21 protein-coding genes and 1 pseudogene are annotated in these 17,370 nt (G+C 57.3%); 4 read left to right on the forward strand and 18 right to left on the reverse strand.

The window, feature by feature from the left end; genetic code table 11:
- Positions 1–63: 63 nt before the first annotated feature.
- The 6 genes from infB to pip all read right to left on the reverse strand — a co-directional run bounded on the left by infB (position 64) and on the right by pip (position 7,381).
- On the reverse strand, positions 64–2,538 hold the full coding sequence (gene infB, locus E1297_RS35830) for a translation initiation factor IF-2 (RefSeq protein WP_155146662.1): 2,475 nt from the start codon (positions 2,536–2,538) through the stop codon (positions 64–66).
- Between the two features lie 8 nt (positions 2,539–2,546).
- A complete protein-coding gene (locus tag E1297_RS35835; RefSeq protein WP_155146664.1) occupies positions 2,547–3,170 on the reverse strand; it encodes an RNA-binding protein in 624 nt (207 codons plus the stop codon).
- Positions 3,171–3,192: 22 nt separating this feature from the next.
- Positions 3,193–4,812 (reverse strand): transcription termination factor NusA, encoded by a 1,620-nt coding sequence (gene nusA, locus E1297_RS35840; protein ID WP_155146666.1) that lies wholly within the window; start codon positions 4,810–4,812, stop codon positions 3,193–3,195.
- Positions 4,812–5,402: a ribosome maturation factor RimP gene (gene rimP, locus E1297_RS35845; protein ID WP_155146668.1), complete on the reverse strand. Its 591-nt coding sequence runs from the start codon at positions 5,400–5,402 to the stop codon at positions 4,812–4,814. Before rimP ends, nusA begins: the two co-directional genes overlap by 1 nt.
- A 183-nt stretch (positions 5,403–5,585) precedes the next feature.
- A complete protein-coding gene (locus E1297_RS35850; RefSeq protein ID WP_155146670.1) occupies positions 5,586–6,407 on the reverse strand; it encodes an ABC transporter substrate-binding protein in 822 nt (273 codons plus the stop codon).
- Positions 6,404–7,381, reverse strand: coding sequence for a prolyl aminopeptidase (pip, locus tag E1297_RS35855; RefSeq protein ID WP_155146672.1), 978 nt, complete (start codon positions 7,379–7,381; stop codon positions 6,404–6,406). Before pip ends, E1297_RS35850 begins: the two co-directional genes overlap by 4 nt.
- Before the next feature lie 48 nt (positions 7,382–7,429).
- On the opposite strand from pip, the gene ubiG reads away from it, so the two are divergent.
- Positions 7,430–8,176 (forward strand): bifunctional 2-polyprenyl-6-hydroxyphenol methylase/3-demethylubiquinol 3-O-methyltransferase UbiG, encoded by a 747-nt coding sequence (gene ubiG, locus E1297_RS35860; protein ID WP_155146675.1) that lies wholly within the window; start codon positions 7,430–7,432, stop codon positions 8,174–8,176.
- Between the two features lie 2 nt (positions 8,177–8,178).
- Here ubiG and E1297_RS35865 read toward each other — a convergent pair whose 3' ends face one another.
- The 5 genes and pseudogenes from E1297_RS35865 to E1297_RS51385 all read right to left on the reverse strand — a co-directional run.
- Positions 8,179–8,619: a MarR family winged helix-turn-helix transcriptional regulator gene (locus E1297_RS35865; RefSeq protein WP_155146677.1), complete on the reverse strand. Its 441-nt coding sequence runs from the start codon at positions 8,617–8,619 to the stop codon at positions 8,179–8,181.
- Positions 8,620–8,633: 14 nt separating this feature from the next.
- Entirely contained in the window at positions 8,634–9,464 is an 831-nt protein-coding gene (locus E1297_RS35870; RefSeq protein ID WP_155146679.1) for a carbon-nitrogen hydrolase family protein, read from the reverse strand.
- The gene (gene grxC, locus E1297_RS35875) at positions 9,464–9,721 is read right to left on the reverse strand and encodes a glutaredoxin 3 (RefSeq protein WP_155146681.1); all 258 of its coding nucleotides are present in this window, start codon (positions 9,719–9,721) and stop codon (positions 9,464–9,466) included. Before grxC ends, E1297_RS35870 begins: the two co-directional genes overlap by 1 nt.
- A gap of 37 nt (positions 9,722–9,758) precedes the next feature.
- Entirely contained in the window at positions 9,759–10,133 is a 375-nt protein-coding gene (locus E1297_RS49965; protein ID WP_209016206.1) for a phosphoribosyltransferase family protein, read from the reverse strand.
- A 162-nt stretch (positions 10,134–10,295) separates the two neighbouring features.
- A pseudogene (locus tag E1297_RS51385) lies at positions 10,296–10,547 on the reverse strand (double zinc ribbon domain-containing protein); the annotation flags it as partial.
- Positions 10,548–10,557: 10 nt separating this feature from the next.
- Here E1297_RS51385 and E1297_RS35885 point away from each other — a divergent pair.
- Both E1297_RS35885 and hemH read left to right on the forward strand, forming a co-directional pair.
- Positions 10,558–11,334 carry a methyltransferase domain-containing protein gene (locus E1297_RS35885; protein WP_244328005.1) on the forward strand — a complete coding sequence of 259 codons (777 nt, stop codon included), beginning with the start codon at positions 10,558–10,560 and terminating at the stop codon, positions 11,332–11,334.
- Between the two features lie 55 nt (positions 11,335–11,389).
- Positions 11,390–12,439: a ferrochelatase gene (hemH, locus tag E1297_RS35890; RefSeq protein ID WP_155146685.1), complete on the forward strand. Its 1,050-nt coding sequence runs from the start codon at positions 11,390–11,392 to the stop codon at positions 12,437–12,439.
- A gap of 73 nt (positions 12,440–12,512) precedes the next feature.
- Here hemH and E1297_RS35895 read toward each other — a convergent pair whose 3' ends face one another.
- Entirely contained in the window at positions 12,513–12,695 is a 183-nt protein-coding gene (locus E1297_RS35895; RefSeq protein ID WP_155146687.1) for a hypothetical protein, read from the reverse strand.
- A 139-nt stretch (positions 12,696–12,834) separates the two neighbouring features.
- Positions 12,835–13,434 carry a L,D-transpeptidase gene (locus tag E1297_RS35900; protein WP_155146689.1) on the reverse strand — a complete coding sequence of 200 codons (600 nt, stop codon included), beginning with the start codon at positions 13,432–13,434 and terminating at the stop codon, positions 12,835–12,837.
- Between the two features lie 159 nt (positions 13,435–13,593).
- On the opposite strand from E1297_RS35900, the gene E1297_RS35905 reads away from it, so the two are divergent.
- Complete coding sequence (locus tag E1297_RS35905; protein WP_155146690.1) at positions 13,594–14,109, forward strand: CAP domain-containing protein; 516 nt, start codon at positions 13,594–13,596, stop codon at positions 14,107–14,109.
- A gap of 67 nt (positions 14,110–14,176) precedes the next feature.
- Here the strand turns inward: E1297_RS35905 and E1297_RS35910 are convergent, their stop codons facing one another.
- The 5 genes from E1297_RS35910 to lptC all read right to left on the reverse strand — a co-directional run bounded on the left by E1297_RS35910 (position 14,177) and on the right by lptC (position 17,370).
- Entirely contained in the window at positions 14,177–14,641 is a 465-nt protein-coding gene (locus E1297_RS35910; protein ID WP_155146692.1) for a PTS sugar transporter subunit IIA, read from the reverse strand.
- Between the two features lie 60 nt (positions 14,642–14,701).
- Positions 14,702–15,265, reverse strand: a complete 564-nt coding sequence (gene raiA, locus E1297_RS35915) for a ribosome-associated translation inhibitor RaiA (protein ID WP_039541074.1) — start codon at positions 15,263–15,265, stop codon at positions 14,702–14,704.
- 252 nt (positions 15,266–15,517) lie between these two features.
- Positions 15,518–16,276 carry an LPS export ABC transporter ATP-binding protein gene (gene lptB / locus E1297_RS35920; RefSeq protein WP_155146694.1) on the reverse strand — a complete coding sequence of 253 codons (759 nt, stop codon included), beginning with the start codon at positions 16,274–16,276 and terminating at the stop codon, positions 15,518–15,520.
- Complete coding sequence (locus E1297_RS35925; RefSeq protein WP_209016207.1) at positions 16,276–16,767, reverse strand: LptA/OstA family protein; 492 nt, start codon at positions 16,765–16,767, stop codon at positions 16,276–16,278. The genes lptB and E1297_RS35925 overlap by 1 nt, the downstream gene beginning before the upstream one ends.
- 3 nt (positions 16,768–16,770) lie before the next feature.
- Positions 16,771–17,370 carry an LPS export ABC transporter periplasmic protein LptC gene (gene lptC / locus E1297_RS35930; protein ID WP_170336666.1) on the reverse strand — a complete coding sequence of 200 codons (600 nt, stop codon included), beginning with the start codon at positions 17,368–17,370 and terminating at the stop codon, positions 16,771–16,773.

Here is a 17,370-nt window from a genome sequence, read left to right on the forward strand (position 1 = left end):
TTGAACAAAAAAAACAGCGGCCCGATTGGACCGCTGTTTCTAAATACTTTGACTTGACCGAAATTAATCCAGTGTACGAGTAACCTCTTCGCGCTCGAAGATTTCGATCACGTCGCCGGCACGGATATCGTCGTAGTTTTCGAACGCCATACCGCATTCCTGACCCGACTGAACCTCGGCCACTTCGTCCTTGAAGCGCTTGAGCGTCTTCAGCGTACCTTCGTGGATCACCACGTTGTCGCGCAACAGGCGAACACCTGCGGAGCGGCGGGCAACGCCTTCGGTGACCAGACAGCCGGCAACCTTGCCAACGCCGGTGACCTTGAAGACTTCGCGGATTTCGGCGTAACCGATGAACTTCTCGCGGATCTCGGCGCTCAGCAGGCCAGAGGCAGCGGCTTTCACGTCATCCACAAGGTCATAGATCACCGAGTAATAGCGGATCTCGACACCCTTCTGGTTCGCAGTGTTCCGCGCCGATGCGTTGGCACGCACGTTGAACCCGAAGATTGGCGCACCAGAGGCTTCGGCCAGACCGACATCCGTTTCGGTAATCGCGCCAACGCCCGAGTGCAGCACGCGTACGCGCACCTCTTCGTTGCCGATCTTCTCCATCGCCTGAACGATAGCTTCGGCAGAACCTTGCACGTCCGCTTTCATCAGAATCGGCAGCTCGGTGACGTTTTCGTCTTCCTTGGCCTTCTGCATCAGCTGCTCAAGGGTTGTCGCGGCACCAGCGGCAGCGCGTTTGTCCTTGGCGGCTTGCTCACGATAGGCAGCGATCTCGCGGGCCTGTGCTTCGGTCTCGGTCACATTCAAAACGTCGCCCGCTTCGGGCGTACCGTTCAGACCCAGAACCTCAACCGGAACCGACGGGCCAGCTTCTTTGACGCGGTCACCCTTGTCGTTGATCAGCGCACGAACCTTACCGTACTGCTCACCCACAACGAAGATATCGCCCTGACGCAGCGTGCCGTTCTGAACCAGAACGGTGGCCACAGGGCCGCGACCTACATCCAGCTGCGCCTCGATCACGGCACCTTGAGCGGCGCGATCCGGGTTGGCCTTCAGCTCCAGAATCTCGGCTTGCAGCGCGATGGCTTCGAGCAGTTCGTCCAGACCCTGACCGGTGATGGCAGACACTTCGACGTCCTGAACCTCACCCGACATCTTCTCGACGATCACTTCGTGCTGCAGCAGATCGGTGCGCACCTTGTCCGGGTTGGCGTCCGGTTTGTCGACCTTGTTGATCGCTACGATCATCGGCACTCCGGCCGCTTTGGCGTGGTTGATCGCCTCAATGGTCTGCGGCATCACCGCATCGTCGGCTGCAACCACCAGAACCACGATATCCGTTACCTGAGCACCGCGTGAGCGCATCGAAGTAAAGGCCGCGTGGCCCGGCGTATCCAGGAAGGTCAGCGTTGTACCACCATCGGTTTTCACCTGATAGGCACCGATATGCTGGGTGATGCCACCAGCCTCGCCCGCAACAACCCGTGCATCACGGATCGCGTCCAGCAGCGAGGTTTTACCGTGGTCAACGTGACCCATGATGGTGATGACGGGCGGACGCGGTTGCAGATCGCCTTCGTCGTCCTCGACCTCTTTGATGACGTCTTCAACATCCGAATCAGAGACACGGGTCACCTTGTGGCCAAATTCTTCGATGATCAGCTCTGCAGTGTCGGCGTCGATGGTCTGGTTTTGCGTAACCATCATACCCATCTGCATCAGCGATTTGACCACGTCGGCCACGCGCTCGGCCATACGGTTGGCCAGCTCGGATACCATGATCGCCTCGGGCAGTTGAACGTCGCGGATCACCTTTTCCCGCTCGACCGTGCCGCCCATGGCTTTCTGACGCGCGCGCTCTTGCTTACGCTTCATCGCGGCCATCGAACGCTGACGGTTGCCTTCGCCACCGGTGGCCTGACCCAGAGTCAGCTTGCCCGAACGACGATTGTCGTCACGTCCTTTGCCACGGCCACGCTGTTCGCGCTCGCGCTCCTGCTTGCGCGGTGCGGCTGCTGGCGCTGGTTTACTTGCCGGGCTGCGCGCCGCTTTGGGCTCTTCCGGTGCAGGCGCTGCTGCAGCACGTTTGGCAGCTTCTTCTGCCTCTTTGCGCTTGCGCTCTTCCTCTTCGGCCTTGGCACGGGCACGTTCTTCAGCTTCACGCTGCTCACGTTCCTTGGCCTCTTGCTCGGCACGACGGCGGGCGCGCTCTTCTTCGCGCGCCTTTTCGGCTGCCTCACGGGCTGCGGCCTCTTCGGCTTCACGGGCCTTGGCGGCCTGCAATGCCTTCATCCGGCGCGCCATTTCGGCGTCGGAGATACCTGCAGGACGACGCGAAGGATCACCCGATGGCGCAGCACCACCGCCCGGTTTGGTCGCACCCGGCTTGGGGACCACCACGCGCTTGCGTTTGGTTTCCACCACGACATTCTTGGTGCGTCCGTGGCTGAAACTCTGTTTCACATTTCCGGGGCGTGCCCCGCCACGAAGACCCAATGTCTTTTTGCCGTCATTATCGCTCATAAAGCTTCTTACCCTTCCGCGCGGCCCCTGCCGCCGTCATCCGTTTCGCGCAAGCCACGCAGGCGCTGCGCTTCCTCTACAACACGTTTGGCGAGTCCGCCAGAGGCCAGCGCCGCATGAATCACGGTTTGGCGCCCAAATGCCTGTCCTAATTCGTCTGCGGTCAGCCATCCGATGTATTTACCGAAGTGCGGCGTGCTCAGTTTCGACTTGCCGCGCCCCGATCCATCGACGGCCTGAATCAGCACTTGTGCCTCTTCCCGGTCCAGCCACGTCTTGACCTTTTCGTAACCAGCAACCGCGTCGCCCGACTTGCGTGCCAGGCTCAGCAGTTCGATTACACGACGCGAGACCTGCCTTTCGACTTCGTCCGTCAGGTCTTTAGGCACGGTCACCTGCGCCTTGAACCCGCGGGCAAACAGCTTTTTGCCCACAGCCTGATCCAGAGCGGCGCGATCCGCCGATACGTAGACACCACGCCCCGGCAGTTTAGCTGCAACATCCGGAAAGACCTGACCATCGGGCCCCGTCACAAAGCGTATCAACCCATATTTAGGCTGAATCTCGCCCGTGGCGATGCATTTCCGCTCAGGTCCTTCGGACCGATCTTTATGGACGCCACCGCGACCCATTTGCGCCACCCGAGGCCTGCGATCAGGCCTCGGCCTCCTCTTCAGTTGTCTCGCCGTCGACCTCTTCTTCGGCCTGTTCCAGTTCAGCCGGATCAACCCAGCCCAACATGATACGCGCGGTCATAACCAGATCCTGCGCCTCTTCCAGCGACACACCGAAAGGCTCCAGAACGCCATCGTCCTTGGTGCGCTCCCCATCGACTGTGGTCCAGCCACCGGCCAGCTCCCAGTCTGCGCAGGTTGCAAAGTCTTCCAGAGTTTTGACGTCGTCCTTGGCCAGAGCCTCAACCATCTGGGGTGTCAGGCCTTCGAATTCAATAAGGCTGTCCTCGGCACCCAAGGCACGGGCCGCATCCAGAGCGGCCTTTGCCTGTGCTTCAAGGAATTCGCGCGCACGTGTTTGCAGTTCCTGCGCGGTGCCTTCGTCCACACCGTCAATGACCAGCAGTTCGTCGATCTCGACATAGGCAACCTCTTCGAGGTTGGTGAACCCTTCGGAAACCAGCAGCTGAGCGAAGAACTCGTCCAGATCCAGGCTATCCATGAACAGCTTGGTGCGGGCTTCGAATTCTTTCTGACGACGCGCCGATTCTTCGGCTTCGGTCATGATGTCGATGTCCAGACCGGTCAGCTGGCTGGCCAGACGCACGTTCTGACCGCGGCGACCGATGGCAAGCGACAGCTGTTCCTCGGGAACCACAACTTCGATCTTGCCTGCTTCTTCATCCAGAACCACCTTGGAGACCTCGGCGGGCTGCAGCGCGTTCACAAGGAAGGTCGGCTGATCTTCGTTCCACGGGATGATGTCGATCTTTTCTCCCTGCAGCTCGTTTACAACGGCCTGAACACGGCTACCGCGCATACCAACGCAGGCACCGACAGGATCGATCGAGCCGTCATACGAGATCACAGCAATCTTGGCACGCGAACCGGGGTCACGGGCCACGGCCTTAACTTCGATGATGCCGTCGTAGATTTCCGGCACTTCCATCTTGAACAGCTCGGCCATGAATTCCGGTGCGGTGCGCGACAGGAAGATCTGGTGGCCGCGAACCTCGCGACGTACTTCCTTGATATACGCACGCACGCGATCATTCGGGCGATAGCTTTCGCGGCCGATCTTGTCGTTGCGGCGCAGAACAGCCTCGGCACCACCGAGATCAATGATGACATTACCAAATTCTTCGCGTTTGACGGCACCGTTGATGATGGTGCCTGCGCGGTCCTTGAATTCTTCGTACTGACGATCACGCTCGGCTTCACGAACCTTCTGAAGGATAACCTGCTTGGCCGACTGTGCCGCGATACGACCCATTTCGACCGGCGGAACTTCTTCGACGAAAACGTCACCAACCTCGGGCGATTCCATGTACTGACGCGCCTGTTCGACGGTCATCTCAGCCTGGTAGTTCTCCAGCTCGTCATCCTCGACCACGGTGCGGACGCGGGTGAAGGTCGCCTTGCCGGTCTTGCGGTCGATCGACACGCGAATGTCCATCTCAGCGCCGTAGCGGCTCTTGGCGGCGCGGGCGAGCGATTCCTCCATCGCTTCGACGACCAGACCGGGGTCGATCATCTTTTCGCGGGCCACGGCCTCGGCGGTTTGCAAAAGCTCCAGCTGGTTGGCTGAGGTAATTGCCATCAGTTCGTCTCCTCTTCGGACCCTTCGGTCTCAATCTCGTCGAAGGCGTTTTCGTTCAGAGCACCCGCATCTTTGCGCTGGCGCAGCATTTCCTTGATCAGGTCGTCGGTCAGAACCAGCTTGGCGTCGCTCAGCCAGTCGAATTGCAGACCGATGGTGATGGTCTCGTCCCCCTCGGGGAGGTTTATCAGAACCTCGTCGCCCTCGATCCCGGCCAGCTCACCCTTAAAGCGGCGGCGGCCATCGATCAGCTCCGAGGTTTCCAGCTTGGCCTCATAGCCTTCGAACATCTCAAAGTCCTTGAGACGGGTCAGCGGGCGGTCGATACCGGGGCTCGATACCTCAAGCGTATAGGCGTCGAGGATCGGGTCCTCGACATCCAGCGTGGCGCTGACCGCGTTCGAGATTTCGGCGCAGTCATCCACTTCGATACCGCCATCGGGCTTGTCTGCCATGATCTGCAGCGTGGTCTGCTTGCCGCTCATCAGGCGGATGCGGACCAGCTCATACCCCAGATCCTCGATCACGGGGGTGATGATTTCGGCCAGTCGCCGGTCGATGGCTGCTTTGGCTATCAGGTCGTTTGTCATCTGGTTCTCTACCCTGTCATACGGGCACAAAAAAACGGGCGCGCGGCCCGTCGATCTTTTCCGGTGGAGCCCCGGACCAGAAGTCCGACACGCCGCTGTTGCAAATGCATATACGCAGGAGAATCCGAATCTGCAACCCCCACGTCGCCGGCCAGACAAAACAGGGTCAGAATTCCGCCGAACTCAGATCATCCACCAGCGTTCAGCGACCCGCCCGTCATCCAACGGACCTTGCCGCCCGATCTGGCGCGGCAGCCCCACATTTGATGAAACGGCAAGTGCCAATTCCGCCTCGGTCGGGTGGAACCGCAATCCGCGTACCGAGCGAATCCCATCAGCATCCGGCATTGCCGCAACATCCACAAACCCGTCGCGCAGGGCTTCGGCCCGAACAGTGGCATCCGGAATTACGACGATCTCTACTGCGTCCAGCCAGCCTGCCTGGCCATCCTTATAGTGACCGGCTACGCGGCGCCCCAGAAAGTGCCGACCATCTTCCGCGCGCTCAACCCGATAACAGCCCGTTCCATTCGCCGATTTGAGCGGCGTCACATCCTGCCCATCCCGGGTGATAACGAAACGACTGTCGGCAAGCAGGAAGGGTAATCCGGGATTGGCCTCAGTCAGCTCAAGGCGTAAGCGATTGGGGTCCAGCGCTTCGACCTGCCCAACCTGCGCCAAAACGGCAAGCACATCCTCGACCCTCAGCGCATCGCCATCATGAAAACGCGTGTCATCGCGCAAATCAAAGGTCCAGATACGCGCATCCGCATCAGTCTGCCATCCTGTTGCCAATTCTCCGCGCAGGGTTCCGTCCGGGGCAATTTCCGTCAGATTGTCGAAGACCGCACCGCGCGCAACCTGTTCGAGGCTGTCATCACGCGGCACCGCCAGCCGAAGAACGCCACCGGATTTGGGGGTGTCAGCAAGTGATGCCCCAGTAGCCGCCAGCAGCGCTGCAGCGGCACCGGATGCAAAAAGGGCACGACGGTCAATGCGCGTCATACCAAACCCTCCGCCACACGATCCATGATGCGAACCAGTTCGGCACTGATTCCGGGCTCGGACAACGCGTGACCGGCCTGACGCACCATCTTCAGATCCGCGTTTGGCCAACGCTCGGCAAGCTCCCACGCGGCCTGAGGCGGGCAGATCATATCGTAGCGACCCTGCACGATATGTCCGGGTATATGCGCGATACGATCCATTTGATCCAGAATTTGCCCATCAAACTCCAGGAAACCACCATTGATGAAATAGTGATTCTCCAGCCGCGCAAATGTGCGCGCATATTCGCCGGGGCTTTCGCCAACCGAGCCATTCGTATGGATTGAGGCTAGCGCGTTTTCCCAATGCGACCAGGCGCGGGCATAAAGGATCTCGGTCGCGCGATCTCCCGAAAACAACCGTTTGTGATACGCGCCAATTGTGTCGGACAACTCGTTCGCTGGCAGAAGAGAGGTGAATTTTGCCCATTGCTCGGGCCAGAATTTCCCGGCACCGCCGCCGTAGAACCAGTCCAGTTCGGCCTGCGTCATCAGGAATACGCCACGCAGAACCAGCCGGCTGACCCGATCCGGATGGGTCTGAGCATAAATCAGCGCCAATGTCGCGCCCCAGCTGCCCCCAAAGACGATCCATTCATCGATTTCGAAGATTTTGCGCAAACGCTCGATATCAGCGATCAGATGCCAGGTCGTGTTGTTTTCAACCGACGCCGTCGGCCGTGACCGTCCACACCCGCGCTGATCAAACAGAATCACCCGATACGCCTTGGGATCAAAGTACCGCCGCATCGCAGGGCTGCAGCCGCCACCGGGCCCCCCATGCAGCACCACAACGGGTATCCCATCGGGATTTCCGCATTGTTCCACATAGATGCGGTGTCCATCGCCCATATCCACCACACGCTGATCAAAAGGATCGGTCGGCGGATAGAGATATTGAACTGCGCGCTTTTGGTCCGGGTACTTGTCCATTATGGCCCTATATAGTCCTTAAGCGTAAAAGAGCATACGGAGACAGGAATGCAAGCGCATCCGAACACTGTGGACCCATCCGAGATCGCAAAATTTGAGGCGATGGCTGCGGAATGGTGGGATCCGCATGGTAAATTCAAACCGCTGCACATGCTCAACCCGTGCCGTCTTGATTATATCACACAGCAGATAGCAGCCGAATTCGACCGCGATTTGAAAGACGCAAGGCCGTTTCAGGGTCTTCGCCTGCTGGACATTGGTTGCGGTGGCGGGCTGCTGAGCGAACCCATGGCACGCCTTGGAGCTGAGGTTGTCGGCGCGGACGCCGCCGAAGGGAATCTGCCGGTTGCCCGTATCCACGCCGAACAATCGGGGCTGCAGATCGATTATCGCCACACCACTGCCGAGGACATGGCCGCCGCTGGTGAACAATTCGACGTGGTTCTGAACATGGAAGTGGTCGAGCACGTGGCCGATCCGCTGTCATACCTGACCGCCACGCAGCAATTGCTGAAACCCGGCGGGCTTGAGATCTGTTCCACCATCAACCGCAACCCGAAATCCTATGCGATGGCCATTTTCGGGGCCGAGGTCGTCATGCGCTGGCTGCCACGCGGCACGCATGAATGGAACAAGTTCATCACCCCGGATGAGCTGTTCGACCTGCTGCGTCAGGCAGGATTGGATCCGGTCGACCGCAAGGGGTTCGTGTTCAACCCGATTCTGTGGAGTTGGTCGATCTCGGACCGGGATCTGAGCGTGAATTATGTGACGGCGAGTGTGAAGCCCGGCTGACCCTATTCGTCTTCCAGTTGGATGCGTAGATCACGCAACACTGGCAAGGTGGCGCGAACGCGCTCAAGCCCCAGCTCACCAACGACACGATTGATCAAAGGCGCGATCGAGGAAATGGCCTGATCGCGCGCACGCCGCCCGGCCGGGCTGATCGCAACCATCTTGCGGCGGGCGTCGTCCCAGTCAGGGCGAATATGGACGTAACCAGCCCATTCCAGTTTGGCCAAAGTGTTGGTCATGGCACCGCGTGTCACGTGGAACGTGTTTGCCAGTTGCGCCGGGCTCCGTTCACCACCAACAAAAACCAGATGATTGAGCACCGAGAAATGCGAAATTTCCATGCCCTTGGGCAGTACTCGGCTCAGCCGATTCCGCAATAATTGATCTGCGGTCAGGATCTCGCTGAACAGCGCGACCGCAAGGGCATTGGTTTCGTCAGTCATGGTCCGGTTCTGGATCAGGGCCCGTCAAAGGGACGGACATGTGTCTGCGAGGGTACGCGTCGGCGTGCCTCCGTCACAGAACTATCATCCAAATCGAAAAAGTGAATGCCGGTCTCGGTCCCTGCGTCGATCAGCACCTCTCCCCAAGGGGCAACAACCATGCTGTGACCATAGGTATAACGCGTCTTTCCGCGCGTATTGGGATGCTCGCCGGTTTGCGCAGGCGCAATCACCCAACACCCGTTTTCTATGGCCCGGGCACGCAGTAGTGATTCCCAATGCGCAGCACCCGTGACCGGAGAAAACGCCGCCGGAACCGTCAAAATGCGTGCACCAGCCCGTGCCAGCGCCGAATGAAGATGCGGAAAGCGCAGGTCGTAGCAGATTGTCATTCCGACCTTGCCGAAGTCCGTATCAGCCACAACGGCCCTGGTTCCGGGCCGATAGTTTGCTGATTCGCGGAATGTCTCAGATTCGGTGACCTGCACATCAAACATATGAATCTTGTCATACCGCGCCACGATCTCACCCTGCGGGTTGATCATGAAAGACCGGTTAGCGAATCTGCCGTCAGCGTCATGAGTTTTGATCCCCAAAGAGCCGATCAACAGCCAGACGCCCAGCGCGGCGGCCTGCTCACGCAGGCCAGTCAGAGAGATGTCGTCTTCTTCGTGTTGCAGAACCTCACGCTGCCGCGTCGTGCTGGTCGAGACGCAATTGGTAACCTCGGGCGTCAGGATGAACCGAGCGCCCTGAGCAGCGGCATCGGCCATCATGGCGCGCACAGCTTCGAGATTTTCGGCCGGGTCGTCCGACGAGGTGATCTGCAGCAGTGCTGTTTTCATCAGGCCGCCAAAAGACCGTCCAGCCTACCCTGACGATCCAGATCATACAGATCGTCACAGCCACCTACATGTGTCTCACCCACGAAAATCTGGGGAACAGTGCGCTTTCCACCGGCACGCTTGATCATTTCGGGTTTGCGTTTGGGATGCAAAAGCACGTCGATCTCTTTGAACTCGACACCCTTCTGTTTCAACAGACGCTTGGCCGCATGACAGTATCCGCACAAAGGCGAGGTATAGATTTCTACCGGTTTCATATTCCGTTCCCTTGGGTTTCGCGCAATCCTGAGCGAATTAGGCATCCTTGGCAACGCGTGCCAGTACCAACACGAAAATATGATTTGCGCCTGATGCAAGGCAGGCGCGCGCACAGGCCGACAATGTCGCACCCGACGTCATGACGTCATCCACTAACAATACATCCCGCCCTGCCAGATGGTGACCACGTTTCGGATGTACGGATATGGCATTCATCAGCACCTCAACCCGCTCTGCTGCGGTCTTGCCATCCAGTACTGGAGTACGCAGTTTACGAACCAGCAGATCGGGACACACAGGCAGACCGGTTTCGCGCCCGAGGTTCTGCGCCAGCAGAGCTGACTGGTTGTAGCGACGTTTAATCAGCCGTGTCCAATGGAGCGGTACAGGTGCAATGAGCATATCTGGCACAATAATTTCGCGCCCTGCATGCGCCATCCAACGCGCAGCGGGTCGAGCCAACTCCGGCCGATCCCCGTGCTTCAATGCCAAGACCAAGGACCTCGCCTTTCCCTCATACAGCAAGGCCGCCCGCCCATCACGCCAGGGCCGAGGCACATCCATACAATCATCGCATTCAATCCGATGATCGTCCGTATCCCCGGGCAACGGGGTTCCGCAGCTTTCGCAAACCACTCCGCCGATAAAAGGCGTATCACGCCAACAAGAGCCGCAGAGTCCGAAATCGGACTCCGTCAATTCCCCGCATCCCATGCATCGAGGAGGATAGATCAGCTCGACAGCGGTTTGAATCTGCTGCCAGATGCGATACTTGCGGCCTATGAAATTGCCTGCGTCCAATGCACCCTCTCTGTTTGACCGCAAGAGCCTTGCTATGCACCGCGCCCGTGTCCGCGAGGATGCGCTGTTCCTTCACGAAGCGGCCATTGATGAGATCAAGGATCGTCTTTCCTTGGTTAACAAAACCTTTACAGCACCAGCGATTGTGAGCCCGTTTGCTGATATCTGGAGTGACATCATTCCTGATGCCCGGATCATCAGAGATGACGAAGTGCTCGACCTGCAAGCTGGGTCTCATGATCTTGTGATCCATGCCATGGCCTTGCATTGGGCGAATGATCCGGTGGGCCAGTTGATCCAATGTAACAGGGCCCTTCAACCTGACGGGCTGATGCTTGTGATCTGTCTGGGCGGCGAAACCCTGCATGAACTGCGTGCTTCGCTCGGACAAGCCGAAGTCGAAGTAACAGGTGGCCTCAGCCCTCGTGTCGCGCCCATGGCAGAACTGCGCGATCTGGGAGGTCTGCTGCAGCGCGCCGGTTTCGCGCTGCCAGTAGCAGACAAACTCCCACTCACTGCGCAATACCGTGATATCTGGCACCTGATGCGCGACCTGCGGGCGATGGGGGAAAACAACGCTCTGACTGGGCGCCTCAGGCATCCGACGCATCGGGCGGTTTTCAGTAAAGCCCAAGAAATATACCGATCACACTTCCCGGCACCTGATGGTCGGCTATCCGCGACATTCGAACTGATCTGCCTGACAGGTTGGTTACCCGATGAAAGTCAACCGAAACCCTTGCGTCCCGGGTCGGCTCAGATGCGGTTGGCTGAAGCTCTGGGAACCGATGAGGGCAAACTGCCCGATTGACGATCGGCCAATTCCATTTATCTCAGGTGCGAACCTAATTTTCAGGAAGCTTCTTATGCTTGATGCCACCCGCCCCGCGCACGCCAAAGCCGATCACCCCAAAATCAAGATGGGCCGCGTTGGTGTCCTGCTGGCAAATCTGGGAACGCCCGACGACTACAGCTATTGGCCCATGCGCCGATACCTGAATGAGTTCCTTTCAGACAGGAGGGTCATCGACTACCCGGCCTGGAAATGGCAGCCGATTCTGCAGGGTATAATTCTGACCAAGCGGCCATTCAGTTCAGGCGAAGCCTACAAATCGATCTGGAATCACGACAAGGGCGAAAGCCCGCTTATGACCATCACTAAAGATCAGACCGCCAAGCTGAAATCAGCGATGCAGGAGCGGTATGGGGACCGGGTGCTGGTGGATTTCTGCATGCGTTACGGCAATCCTTCGACTAAATCAAAGGTTCGGCAAATGGTTGCCGAAGGATGCGATCGCATTCTGTTCTTCCCACTGTACCCCCAGTACGCCGGGGCTACGACAGCAACGGCAAATGACGAGTTCTTTCGCGCCTTGATGAAAGAGGCCTGGCAGCCTGCCAGCCGAACGGTTCCGGCTTATTTCGATGAACCGGCTTACATCGATGCTTTGGCGCAATCCGTCGAAACGGCCTATGCCGGGATGGAAACAAGGCCCGATGTTCTGGTGTGTTCATACCACGGAATGCCCGAGCGATACCTGCAACAGGGTGATCCGTATCATTGCCAATGCGTCAAAACCTCCAGATTGCTGAAGGAACGGCTGGGTTGGTCAGATGATCAGCTGGTATCGACGTTCCAGTCACGATTCGGGCCGGAAGAATGGCTCAAACCCTACACTGTGGATCATGTGGCTGAACTTGCGAAGCAAGGGAAAAAGAACATCGCGGTGATTGCGCCCGCTTTTTCCGCCGATTGCATCGAAACGCTGGAAGAGATCAACGAAGAGATTCGCGAGAGCTTTGAAGAGGCCGGAGGCGAGACATTCACCTATATTCCGTGCCTGAACGATCAGGATGCCCACATATCGGCACTGGGCAAAGTGATCGAAGATAACCTGCGCGGCTGGCTGGACTGAACAAACCAGATGTCAGAAATAAGAAAAGGCGGTGGAAACTCCACCGCCTTTTCTCTTGATGACTCTCGTCAAATTAGCTTGCTGCAACAGCTGCGGCAACTACGACCAGCAGGATCAGCGGCAGCAGGATGCCCTGCGATGTGCCCTGAGTTTCTTCAACAACAACAGGTGCCTCAACAACCGGCTCTTCCAGGTTGCCAGCAGATGCGGTCGAAGCAGCAGCGGTCAGTGCAGCGGCGAGAACGAGTTTCTTCATATTAACCTCCAGAATTTGCGCGATTCCAACAATCGGAACCGCACACCCAAGACTTACCTCGTGGTTTTTTCTAATCAGCTATGCGGTTGGAATGCAATTGCAACTTGAGCCACAAGCGGGTTCGTGCGCGAAAATGTCGTCAAATTAGCAACACTTGCGTGCCGACCTTCGCCATTGAAAACAGCTCAGCGATGTCTTCGTTGAACAACCCTATGCAGCCATTGGACGACCGACGCCCGATTTTGCGGGTGTCATGCGTTCCATGGATGCGGTAGTACTTCCAACTCAGGTACAAAGCGTGTGTTCCCAAGGGGTTATCCGGTCCCGGAGGAATATAGTCGGGCCATTCCGGATTTCTCTTCTTCATCGAAGGCGTTGGTGACCAGCTTGGACCTTCGACCTTGCGGATGACGCTGGTACGCCCTCTGCGGGTCAGTTCCTCGGTCAATGGCACCGATGAAGGGTAAAGTTTGTAGGTCGATTGGTCTGCTGACCAATAGTGCAGAGCCCGCGACACGGTATCGACCAGAATTGCACCATTGTTGGTGTTCGAGAAGTAAGGCTGCCAATCCAGCGCCCTGAACCCCGATACATTACGGCGAACCGCGGGCTCTGCTTCAGGCGCAGGTCGCAGAGGATCTCCGGGAATATACTGGGCTACGGCAGGCGTCGCCAGGGCGGCAGACGCGCCAGCGAGAAAACCACGGCGGGTTGTCGAACGAATATTCTTTTTGACCATGGCAAACGGTCCTTTGTTATAAAATCTGATGTATTTTATTGCCAGAATGCTTCAGTCGCAAATCAAACCGGCAGAATCACGCACGATTCAGGCACTGCGCGTTTGCTCAGAACGTTAAGGCAGGCTATTCCCCTTGTCGAAACAATTATCAGGCCCATCATGACGCGTATCGTTTCTTTACTGTTTATTTGCTTTGTCGCACTGGCGGCATGTACGGACACCGGAACCACCGCATTGGGGGCAGATGGTCGTCCTCTGCCCACCGTCTACAAGATTCGCGGCAACCCGGACAAAATCCAGTTCCGCATGCTCGATTCGGTCAACGCGTTACGTCAGGCCTCCGGTCTGCAGTCCGTACAGCTGAATTCACAACTGAACGCCGCCGCAGCAACCCATGCCAAAGATATGTCACGACAAAACCGGCCCTGGCACTTTGGATCGGATGGTTCATCCCCGATCGATCGCGCCGCCCGCGCCGGATATTATGGCACCTTCCTGGGTGAAGCGATTTCGGAAACCTATGAGACCGAAACCGAAACACTGGCCGCCTGGATGCAGGAGCCCGGACCGCGTGCAGTCATCATGGATCCCAAAGCCACGCAGATGGGTTTCGCATGGCATCAGGAAAGCGGCGGAAAAATCTGGTGGACGCTTGAAATGGGAAGCGGCGGCTGATCTGAATTCATATCCTGAAACAAAAAAGACCCCCATAAAACAGGGGGTCTTTTTTATTTGGCAGTGATTAAGCGGCTTGCATAGACTGCGCGGCCGTCAGAATCGCGTAGAGCTTCACCGGATCGGGATTGGCCCTGAGTTTTGCACAAACTGCAGTATCTCTGAGTGTGCGTGATACCAATGCAAGCGCCTTCAGGTGGTCCACACCCGCATCTTCGGGAGCAAACAGGGAAAATGCCAAATCAACAGGCTGGCGATCGACCGAGCCGAAATCGATTGGCTTTTCCAGCATCACGAAGACACCGGCAACAGAATCCAAACCCGGCAAACGGGCATGCGGCAACGCCACTCCATGCCCAACACCAGTCGGGCCGAGGCTTTCGCGCTCGAGCAGATTGTCCACAACTTCCTGTGCCTCAAGCCCAAGCGTGCTTGCTGCGACATCGCCGATTTCCTGAAACAACCGCTTCTTGCTGGAAGCGGCCGACAGAACACGCACTGCCTCGGGCTTCAGAATGCTCGAAAGCTCCATGATAACGCTCCATGGCGACGCCCCCGCTGATATGCGGGGGTTCGCCGCTATCCTTGCCTCTTAAGGATCGATCCAGCCGATGTTTCCGTCTTCCCGACGGTACACGACATTCAATCCGTCCTTATTCTCGTTCCGGAACACAAGTACAGGTGCACCTGCAAGTTCCATTTGCATGACAGCCTCACCCACACTCAGCGATGGAATCTTCGTTTCCATCTCAGCCACGATCATTGGCTGCAGGGATTCGGGTTCGTCGGCCGTCTCCGATTCGTCAGAGGCGAGGATATATGACGAGGCCCCGAAGAGTTCAACAGGCTCAGAACGATCCTTATGATGGTCCTTCAGCCGACGCTTGTAGCGCCGAAGCTGTGTTTCCATCTTGTCGCAGCACCCTTCGAAAGCTGCGTAGATTTCGGTTGCGTGAGCCTTGGCCTGAGCCGTTAGGCCAGTGGAAAGATGCACTGTGGTTTCGCATACATATTCATGCGCTGAACGGGAAAAGACGACGTTGGCGTCTGTTGGCCGCTGGGCATACTTGCCTACGACCTCGCCCAGCTCGGTCTGCACGTGGGTCTGCAGGGCCGCGCCGATGTCGATCTGTTTTCCGCTGATTTGGTAACGCATGTGATCTCCTTCACAATTCACACCCATTCTGACGTCACGTTACGTGACGAACTTGTTTTTATCGGGTGGGGGGTAGCGACATTTTTTGTGGTAGTCTCCGGACCTGCCCTTCGAAGAAGGGACATCGAGATCCAGACTGGAACCGAAAAAATGCCATGCACCAATTGAGCCAAGAGGCGAGGGAAGAGTCAATCAAAACAGGTGTGTATATACGCGATTTCCGCCATGCAACCGGCGCAATTCCGCGCAAGCCTATGAGATTCTGAAGTTTTCACCCAGATAAACTCGGCGCACATTCTCGTTTTCGACCACCTCATCCGGTGTGCCGGACATGAGAACCTGACCGTCATGCAGAATGTAGGCGCGATCCACAATTTCCAGCGTTTCCCGCACGTTATGATCCGTAATCAGAACACCAATTCCGCGCTTTTTTAGATCAGCCACCAGATGCCGGATGTCGCCAACACTGATGGGATCAACACCGGCAAAAGGTTCATCCAAAAGCAGATATTTAGGATCAGCCGCAAGACAGCGTGCAATTTCAACGCGACGGCGTTCACCACCAGACAAGGCCAGCGCCGGAGCGCGACGCAGATGTTCGATTGAAAAGTCCGAAAGCAGTTCTTCCAGACGCTCTTTGCGCCGGTGCGCATGATTGACCGTGATATCAAGAACCGCTGCAATGTTGTCTTCGACGCTCATGCCGCGAAAGATCGACATTTCCTGCGGCAGATATCCGATTCCCATGCGGGCGCGACGGTACATCGGCAGGGTAGTCACATTCTGTCCGTCGATCGTGACGGTGCCAGCCTCGGGAAAGACAAGGCCAGCCACGGAATAAAAGGTCGTTGTCTTGCCGGAGCCATTCGGCCCAAGTAGCGCGACGACTTCGGACCGATCCAAAGTCATGGTCACGTCGCGGATTACCGTCTTTTTGCGATAGGACTTGCGCAGCTTTTCAATGCGCAGACCGGACGATCCTTCGGCGACAGACAATTTCGGCTGGTTCATCAATTCCCACCCGGTTGAAGAATTGTCTTCACGCGACCAGACATGGTTGCGGTTCCCGACGTCAGATTCGCAACCATCTCATCGCCACTGATTACGCTCGGCCCCTGCGTCAGCAACACGTTGCCTTTCATCACAATCACACCTGAATCGATGGTGTATTCGGCCCAGTCACCTTCAGCAGCATCTGGTGGGCTGACCAGAACCACATTCTCGGTGGCCTCCATGCGTTCGATCGCAGATCGGCCTTCGTTGTAGATTACTAGCACCCGCTCTGCCGTGAGGCGCATTTCACCCTGAATAACGATGACGTCGCCGATGAATTCGGCTGAACCGTCTTCCTGGTTTACGTTGAGCGTCTCAGAGGTGACTTCGACCGGCAGTGTAGGGTCGGCCTTGGCCGAACCGAACGCAACCTGCGTTTCCTGGGCGATCGCTGATACCGCGCCAAAGGCCAGGGCAATGCAAACTGGGACTACACGTAAATCAAACACAGGTTATCTTTCTGCTTTTTCCGGCTCATATACCAACTTAACGCCATCTGTAAAAAGAATATGGACCGGACCGTCTTTTTTTTCTGTCCCGAAGGTCATGCGACCTGCCGTAAAATTGCCGATCGGACCGGTTCCATCGACCTGACCCGGTGTGTCGCCGCGAATTTCATCAAGCGACGTGTTCAGCAAATCAGTCGTCACCCGGATACCGTCGGTTGTGGTAATGACCACATCCCCGACAAAAGTGGCGGTCCCTTTGTCCGGACGGATCGAGCCGGTATTGGAATCCAGGGTGATCACTCCACCATTCAGTAACCCAAAGCGGCCGGTAAATTCGGTTGCCGTCGGAACATCACCGTTGGTGCCCTGTGTTGCCTGAATAGCCTCGACCTGAATGTCCTCGCCCTTGCGGGTTGTTCCCCGATAGTGGGGGCGTGTCACCAACTGGTCCGCGAGGCGCGCGTCGATATCTTGCTGGGTAAAGGGCACAGAGACATTAGTCTCGATACTTCTGGACAGCAGAAAAACAGTCGACAGCAACAGGATTGCCGCCAGAGGCAGCAAAACCTTGAGGAGTTGCACCATACGTGAATAACGGTCCAC

It is taken from the genome of Roseibium sp. RKSG952 (assembly GCF_009711355.1).